This window comes from Streptomyces sp. P17 (assembly GCF_032436805.1).
Classification (GTDB): domain Bacteria; phylum Actinomycetota; class Actinomycetes; order Streptomycetales; family Streptomycetaceae; genus Streptomyces.
This window is the reverse complement of sequence record NZ_JAVRBF010000769.1, coordinates 1-275: the sequence shown is the minus strand read 5'-3', so window position 1 is coordinate 275 and position 275 is coordinate 1. Positions and strand designations below refer to the sequence as shown.

At 65.8% G+C, this 275-nt stretch carries 1 protein-coding gene; it reads right to left on the bottom strand.

Annotation, left to right across the window (positions count from 1 at the left end; all coding sequences use genetic code 11):
* Window positions 1-275: DUF4260 family protein (locus RMT89_RS42890; protein WP_315889177.1), on the bottom strand; the 275-nt coding region annotated here is incomplete at both ends.

Here is a 275-nt window from a genome sequence, read left to right as displayed (position 1 = left end):
CCCGGTCGGCACCAACATGCACCAGCCAGACCGCACCGAGCGCGATCAGCACGCCCGCACCGCTTATGACACCGGCCACCGCCAGCATCAGACCGCCGGCATAAAGATGCGCAACATTATAAACGAAGGCGCCAAAGCGCGGACCTGCGAGATAGCTCAGCATCGCCAGATCGGGCGCGAGCAGGGCCAGCGGCCAAACCCACCACGGCCAATCCGCGACCAGCACCGCAAGGGTCAGCGCGCCAACGGCGATCAGCCCACCTTCAATGCGCTGC